The sequence below is a fragment of the Paracoccus hibiscisoli genome, assembly GCF_005048265.1.
Classification (GTDB): Bacteria; Pseudomonadota; Alphaproteobacteria; order Rhodobacterales; family Rhodobacteraceae; genus Paracoccus; species Paracoccus hibiscisoli.
This window is the reverse complement of record NZ_SUNH01000057.1, coordinates 1-7,287: the sequence shown is the minus strand read 5'-3', so window position 1 is coordinate 7,287 and position 7,287 is coordinate 1. Positions and strand designations below refer to the sequence as shown.

The 7,287-nt window shown below is 60.9% G+C and carries 6 protein-coding genes and 1 pseudogene; all 7 read left to right on the top strand.

Translation table 11 applies throughout. The annotated features are described in order from the left end of the window. The first annotated feature begins 521 nt into the window (after positions 1-521). The 7 genes and pseudogenes from FA740_RS18865 to FA740_RS20390 all read left to right on the top strand — a co-directional run bounded on the left by FA740_RS18865 (position 522) and on the right by FA740_RS20390 (position 7,163). Complete coding sequence (locus tag FA740_RS18865) at positions 522-2,105, top strand: flavin monoamine oxidase family protein (protein WP_136858345.1); 1,584 nt, start codon at positions 522-524, stop codon at positions 2,103-2,105. Positions 2,106-2,124: 19 nt separating this feature from the next. Next, positions 2,125-2,532 (top strand): c-type cytochrome, encoded by a 408-nt coding sequence (locus tag FA740_RS18860; protein ID WP_246053741.1) that lies wholly within the window; start codon positions 2,125-2,127, stop codon positions 2,530-2,532. A 22-nt stretch (positions 2,533-2,554) separates the two neighbouring features. Continuing rightward, positions 2,555-3,040, top strand: coding sequence for a RidA family protein (locus FA740_RS18855; RefSeq protein ID WP_136858344.1), 486 nt, complete (start codon positions 2,555-2,557; stop codon positions 3,038-3,040). Positions 3,041-3,457: 417 nt separating this feature from the next. Further along, on the top strand, positions 3,458-4,414 hold the full coding sequence (locus tag FA740_RS18850; protein WP_136858343.1) for an acetamidase/formamidase family protein: 957 nt from the start codon (positions 3,458-3,460) through the stop codon (positions 4,412-4,414). A gap of 4 nt (positions 4,415-4,418) precedes the next feature. After that, positions 4,419-5,930, top strand: a complete 1,512-nt coding sequence (locus tag FA740_RS18845; protein ID WP_136858342.1) for an ABC transporter substrate-binding protein — start codon at positions 4,419-4,421, stop codon at positions 5,928-5,930. 362 nt (positions 5,931-6,292) lie between these two features. After that, positions 6,293-7,006: pseudogene (locus FA740_RS18840) on the top strand (phosphorylase family protein); the annotation flags it as partial. A gap of 28 nt (positions 7,007-7,034) precedes the next feature. Beyond that, entirely contained in the window at positions 7,035-7,163 is a 129-nt protein-coding gene (locus tag FA740_RS20390; RefSeq protein ID WP_277355215.1) for a hypothetical protein, read from the top strand. Positions 7,164-7,287: the final 124 nt, after the last annotated feature.

The following is a 7,287-nucleotide window of genomic DNA, read 5'->3' as shown; positions in this document are numbered from 1 at the left end:
CAGGTGCTGGCCTGCAATATCAAGCGGATGGTGGCGCTGATCGGCATCCGGCGGCTGATGCAGGCAATCCAGGCCTGATTGCCCCTCCGTAGCCCTGTGCTGTGCCACCCGGACGTTCTCACCACACGTCCAGCTCGAACGACCGGGGGCAGTAGCCAGAAAAGGACGGAAATACTCCAACTACCCGGAAGCGCCTTGCCTCACCGACACGCTGGTGGGGTTTTGACACAGGCTCGGCCGCCTTGTCTTTCCCCATAAGGTTTCCCCCGCCAGCTTGACGCATTTTGCACCAGAAGGTTGGTCGCAGCCGGACCTGCTCTCTGGCCAGCGGTTCTGCGACACGCAAACCCAGAGATGCACGCGGTGCGAGCAGAAGCGCGCATGGCTTGCCGCTTTGTTCCGCACCCGATGATTTTGCATGCTCTGCACTTTGCCCTCCATTGCCCTGGCTGCACGACCCCGCGACACCTCTGCTCACGCAACTGGCGCGTGCCGCCGGAGCGAAGGAACAAGGGACAGGCATGACGTTCAACACGGATGGGATATCAAGGCGATCGCTGCTGTCGATGATCGGAGCAGTGGCGGGTGCAGGCGCGATGTATAGCGCCATGAGCACCATGGGCCTGGCGCAGGGTTCAAACTATGCAGGGCGGCTTGACCTGGATGGCGATGTGAACGGCACCCGCGTGCTGATCCTCGGTGCAGGACTTGCGGGCATGACGGCGGCCTATGAGCTCCGGGCAGCAGGCTACCAAGTCAAGGTGCTGGAGTTCCGGGAGAAGGCGGGGGGCCGGTGCTGGACGCTGCGCGGCGGCGACAGATACACTGAACTGGGCGGCGACACGCAGGACGTGACCTTCTCCGAAGGCAACTACTTGAACCCCGGCCCGTGGCGGATCCCCTCGGACCACTACGCCGTTCTGGACTACTGCAAGCGGTTCGGCGTGAAGCTGGAGCCGTTCATCCAGGTCAATTACAACGCCTATCTTCACAACACGGAGGCCTTTGACGGCCAGCCGCAGCGGTTCAAGGAGATCTCGACCGACTTCCGCGGCCATGTGGCAGAGCTTCTGGCAAAGGTCGTGGACCAGCAGGCGCTGGATGCGGATGTGACCGAAGCGGATGCCCAGCTGCTGATGGACGCGCTAAAGCGCTACGGTGCGCTTAACGATGACATGGAATATGTGACCGGCGAGGCATCCTCGGCCTATCGCGGTTGGGCTGTTCCCGAAGGCGGCGGCACGACGGGCAAGCCCGAAGCTTCCGAGGTCCATCCGCTGTCGGCGATCCTGCAGTCGAACCTGTGGCGCAACCTGACGGCCGGCGACAACCTGCACATGCAGTCGACGATCTTCCAGCCAGTCGGCGGAATGGACCAGATTGCCCAGGCTTTCGAGCGCGAGGTGGGCGATCTGATCACCTTCCAGGCCAAGGTGACCCGCATCCGCCACGAGGGGGACACCGTCACGGCAACCTGGGTGCCTGCCGACGGAGGAGAGGAGCAGACCGAGACGGCCGAGTACTGTATCTGCACCATTCCCTTCTCGATCCTTGGGCAGATCGACCATGATTTCTCGCCGCGTATGTCGGGCATCATCGACAGCATGTATTACGCGTCCTCCTTCAAATGCGGGCTCGAGTTCAGGCGCCGCTTCTGGGAACAGGACGAGCATATCTATGGCGGCATCAGCTATACCAACCTGCCGATCTCGCTCATTTCCTATCCGTCGAACGACTATTTCAGCGACGGCCCGGGCGTGCTGCTGGCGGCTTACAGTTGGGGCGCTTCGTCCTATCAGTTCAACGCGCTGCCCCCGGCGGACCGGATCGAGGCTGTGCTGGACTATGGCAGCCAGATCCATCCGCAATATCGGGACGAATTTGTCTCGGGCGTGTCGGTCGGTTGGCACAAAGTGCCTTGGGTGCTTGGTTGCTACGGCATCTGGAAGGACCGTGACGCCGACTACATGGACGCAACCGTGATGGATGGTCGGACACTGATGGCGGGCGAGCATATCTCGTATCTGCCCGCCTGGATGGAAGGTGCGATCCTGTCAGCCTTGGACGCTGTCGAGCGTCTGCACGTCACCGTGACCGAAAGCTGAGGAGGCCATGATGAGCCGAATGATGACCCTGATGGCCGCCTTGTCGACACTTGCCCTTCCCGCTGTCGCACAAGAGGCGGGCCAGGCCTTGATGATCGACCGCGCCGGGTGGTTCGAGAACCCCTCGCGCCTGACCCAGAGCGGCGGTCAGGAGGTCTATGACGCGATCTGCGCCGCCTGCCACATGCCGGAAGGGGAAGGCGCCAGTGGCGCCGGCGACTATCCGGCGCTGGCAGGCAACGAGAACCTGCTGATGCCAGACTACGCCATCCATCTGATCCTGAACGGGCAGAAAGCAATGCCGCCTTTGGGTGGTGTTCTGGACGACACGCAGATCGCCGACGTCGTCAACTACATCCGCACCTCATTCGGCAACGACTTTGCCGAAGATCCTGCCACTCCCGAGCACGTCGCTGACGCACGCTGAACTGAACGAAGAAGGACCAATCATGAAGACCATGTTTGCCGCACTTGCCTTGTCTGCCGCCCTGTCTCTGCCCGCTGCCGCGCAAGAGTTGATCCGCCACCCGATCCCGAACTCGGACTTTCCGATCCTGCAGGCCGTCGAGGTGCCGGCGGGGATGACGACCGTCTATCTCAGCGGAACTGTCCCGGCCGTCATCAATCAGGATGCCGAACCGGGCAGCCTCGAGGCCTATGGCAACACGGAAGAGCAGACGGTCAGTGTCATGACACGCATCCAGAACCAGTTGGGGGCGATGGACATGAGCGTCGGGGACATCATCAAGATGCAGGCGTTCCTGGTGGCCCCAGAGGGAGAAGCGGTCGATTTCGAAGGCTTCATGGCGGGCTACCGTCAGTTTTTCGGCACGGACGAGCAGCCGAACCTGCCCGTCCGTTCTGCGATGGTGGTCGAAGCGCTGGTGAACCCGGCGTGGCTGGTCGAACTCGAAGTTACTGCCGTTCGGCCCTGACTTGATCCGGTCCGGTGTCAGAGCGCCGGGCCAGACACCGGAAGTGGCGAAAGCATAGCACATCAACGGGTTTTGACACAGGCTCGGCCGTAAGTGGCAATTCTGTTTGCCTGTTCTTGTCTCGTCTTCATGGGACTATTGCCTGAATTTCCAGCGTGTATTTGCTAACGACGATCACAAGATCCCGCCTGCTGGTAATCCAGTTTCATCCGCTGAAAGATCTTGCATGAACGGAGACGATGCGATGCGCGCTTGTCGCCGCTGACAATCAAAAGAGGCTGCATATTGCCCGACGGCTAACGCACACATCGGGCGCGCCGTGTGCCGCTCAGGCAAATCATCACGGATCAACAGAGCTGATCGACACTACGCGCGGTCAAGCAAGTTTGCCGGTTGGTGACAGGAGAATTTATCACGATGCGCAATCACTACGTTAAGGCCACGCCAGAGACCGTCCATTGGGGCCGCTTCTGGTCCGAGTTGCCACCGGTGCTGGAAATAGATGACGGCGACACTGTGACGATCGAAACCCACTCGGGGCGCGAAGAGGTCCTTCCCCCCGACGGGTCGGGCATGACCGTCGCGCCGGACCTGCGGGATATCTTGGCCGCGGATCTGCCACGACGGGGGCATCTGCTGACCGGACCCGTGGCGGTCCGCGGGGCGCAGCCCGGCGACGTGCTGGATATTCGGATCGATGCGGTGGAGCTGGGTGCAGACTGGGGCTTCAACCTTGTGCGGCCCAGTTCGGGAACATTGATCGGCGAATTTCCGGTGTCGCAGCAGACCACAACATTGATCCCGGTCGATCGCGCGGCCCGCACGGCGCGGCTGCCTTGGGGGGCCGTGTTGCCCCTGAACCCGTTCTTTGGCGTGATGGGGGTCGCGCCGCCCGCCGCGTGGGGCGAGCTGACCTCGATCCAACCGCGGCTGCATGGCGGCAACATGGACCTGAAGCTGCTGACGCCGGGTGCAACATTGTCATTGCCAGTGCATGCCGAGGGAGCGCTGTTCTCCTGCGGCGACGGACATGGCTGCCAAGGCGATGGCGAAGTCTGCATCACCGCGCTGGAGATGTCGCTGGTCGGCACCTTCAACTTCAGGCTCCGCAAGGCCGGCAGCCATGCGATTACCTACCCCCAGGCCGAGACTGCGGATGAAATCATCTCGATGGGCTTTCATGCCGAGCTGGACGAGGCATTGCGCATCGCGCTGCGCCAGATGATCGCCATCATCTGCGAAAGAACCGGGATCACCCAGACCGAGGCCTATCAGTTCTGTTCGCTGGTCGTCGACTTTGCCGTGACCCAGACCGTGAACGGCGAAAAAGGCGTTCACGGACGCCTGAAAAAAACCCTCCTCAATGAAGGCTGATGGAATGAAGACGACCACCCTTCTGACAAGCGTTGTGCTGGCTACGACGCTTGCCCTTCCGGCTGCGGCCGCAGACCTTCGCATCGGTCTGGCCGACGATCCCGACACCTTGGATCCAGATCAGTCCCGCACCTTCGTCGGAGAGATCGTGATGGCATCAATGTGCGACAAGCTGGTCGGGATTGCGCCGGATGCGACCATCATCCCCCAACTGGCGACCGAATGGGCCTATGCCGAGGACGGCATGTCGCTGACCATGACGTTGCGAAAGGGCGTCACCTTTCAGGATGGAAGCAGCTTCACCGCCGAGGACGTGGTTCGCAATATCGATCGGTCGCGGGACCTTCCGGAAAGCCGTCGCAAAAGCGAACTAACATCAATCGCCTCGGTGACGGCGGATGCCGAGGATCAGGTGACGTTCCATCTGAACGCCCCGGATGCGACGCTGCTGGCGCGGCTGGCCGCGCGGTCGGGCATCATGGTATCACCGGAGGCCGCCGAGGAGGCAGAGGCCAACTTTGGCAGCCAGCCGGTCTGCATCGGACCTTACAAGTTCCGGGAGCGGGTGCAGCAGGAACGGATCGTGCTGGAGAAGGACCCTAGCTATTACGCAGCCAGCGACTTTCACTTCGACACGGTGACCTATCTGCCCATCCCCGACGCGACGGTGCGCTTGGCAAACCTGCGTTCGGGCGATCTGGACCTGGTGGAACGCGTCGCGACATCGGACGTTGCCACGGTCCAAGGCGATCCGAGCCTTTCCTATGCCGAGGTGCAAAGCCTGGGCTATCAGGGGATCGTCGTGAACGTCGCGAATGGCGCCGGTGCGGGCGAGGATAATCCGCTGTCTCAGCACGCGGAACTGCGACGTGCGCTGTCGCTGTCCATTGACCGTGAGGCGTTGAACCAGGTCGTGTTTGACGGTCTGTTCACCCCGGGCAACCAGCCCTTTGCGCCCGGCTCGACCTGGTATGACGCCGATACCCCCATGCCTACCCGTGATGTCGAAGAGGCGCGCCGGCTGATGGCCTCCGTCGGCGTTGACACTCTGGACATGACCCTGACGGTCCCCAACAATCCGATCTCGCAGCAGGTCGGACAGGTCATACAGGCCATGGCATCCGAGGTCGGGTTCAACATTCAGATCCAGGCTCTTGAGTTCGCCACGCTCCTGTCGTCCCAGACCGCCGGGGATTATCAGGCCGATCTGAGTGGCTGGTCCGGCTACGTCGATCCTGACGCAAACCTCAACCAGATGGTCACATGCGCAGGTGGCATCAATGATACACGCTATTGCAACGAGGAGGTTGACCAGCTTCTGAACGATGCCCGCAGTGCAACGGACCCCGACGAACGCAAGACCAGTTATGACGCTGCTCGCAAGATCCTCGATCAAGATCAGCCATTGATCTATCTGTATCATCCGACCTGGATCTGGGGAATGGACGCAGCCGTAAGCGGCTTTACTCCCTATCCCGACGGGCTGATCCGCCTGTCAGGGGTCAGCGCAGACTGAACAAGAGCCATCGCCGCGCCCGCGGCGATGGCAAGGGTAGCAATCGCCATTCTGGAGAACACCGAGCTTCAGCAATGAGGTGGCCTGCTCCGTGGTTTTCCACCTGCTGCGCCAGTGCAATCCGCGGGGCCTAGTGATCTGCTTGTGATTGCGGCAGGCGCATGTGACGGCCAATGTGAGCTGCGCGGCGCTATTGCAGGCACCTGTCACTGCTGATTTCGGTCTGCCCATCAACCGGAAGAAACACGACACACAGCGTGCAGATTGCAATCAACAGTTCCCTTTTCGCTTCGGCATTTGCCGTGGCGTTCGCGGGGGCCGCCTCGGCCGAACTGATTCAAGTCAAGGTTTTCATCGGCTCGATGTTCGAGATTGGCGACAACACCGGGGATCGCGCAGGTGAATATCAGCACTGGTATGAGCGCTACTGGCAGGAGGCAGACGCGAATGGCGTGCCCGGTGCCATTGCGCCGGTCCATTGCAACGATGTCGGAGTCTGCGGTTCTGTTTTGGGCATGGGCAAAGTCAACGCATCCGCGTCCATGCAAGCCGTTCTCTTGAACCCGGACTATGACTTCTCCCAAGCGTATTACCTGATCACGGGGGTTGCAGGAACGCCGCCCTCCAAGGGAACCGTCGGCGATGTCGTCTGGGGAAGCTGGCTGATCGATTACGATCTTGGCCATCGTTGGGCGCCCGAGGAGGGGGAGCCGGGTGCGCCGGTCTTCATGCCTCGCAAGGGCTATGAGGACTACCACGTCCATCAGCTCAACCCGGATCTCGTTGCTTGGGGTGTGCAGCTGTCATCAGGCATCGACCTTATGGATTCCGAGGAGGCAAGAACTTACCGGATGCGCTATCCCGACGATGCCGCACAAGCTGCACCTTCCGTGAAAGTTGGCACGCACATGACCGGCGACACCTTCTTCCATGGTCCATGACTGTCTGCCGAAGCACAATACATGACCAAGATTTACGGAGCAGACGACTACCTGGTTACGGAAATGGAAGACAATGCGATTGCCCAGGTGATCAAGCGGCTGCATGGAACGGACAGGATCGCGGCGATCCGGAGTGCCGTGAACTTTGACCAAGGCAACCCAGATGAAACGACGTTGGAGCATCTGGACCCTGCACCCGGATGCCGAAACGGTAGAGAACATTGCCTTGGTGGGGGCTCCTCTGGTGGACCTGATTGTGAGCGACTGGGAGTTATGGAAAGATGGTGTTTGAATCGCCCCGGATTTATCGGAGACCTATAGCTTGACTTTACGCGACAAGATCGAGCATGTCGCGCTGAACTTGGAAGTTCAGTTCTGCCTCTGCTGGCGGGATGTTTCCGATCGGGCCAAGCAGG

Excerpts from the sequence above, each read along its gene's own strand:
- FA740_RS18865 (WP_136858345.1), top strand. The coding sequence starts at position 522 with ATGACGTTCAACACGGATGGGATATCAAGGCGATCGCTGCTGTCGATG.
- FA740_RS18860 (WP_246053741.1), top strand. The coding sequence starts at position 2,125 with ATGATGACCCTGATGGCCGCCTTGTCGACACTTGCCCTTCCCGCTGTC.
- FA740_RS18855 (WP_136858344.1), top strand. The coding sequence starts at position 2,555 with ATGAAGACCATGTTTGCCGCACTTGCCTTGTCTGCCGCCCTGTCTCTG.
- FA740_RS18850 (WP_136858343.1), top strand. The coding sequence starts at position 3,458 with ATGCGCAATCACTACGTTAAGGCCACGCCAGAGACCGTCCATTGGGGC.
- FA740_RS18845 (WP_136858342.1), top strand. The coding sequence starts at position 4,419 with ATGAAGACGACCACCCTTCTGACAAGCGTTGTGCTGGCTACGACGCTT.
- FA740_RS20390 (WP_277355215.1), top strand. The coding sequence starts at position 7,035 with ATGAAACGACGTTGGAGCATCTGGACCCTGCACCCGGATGCCGAAACG.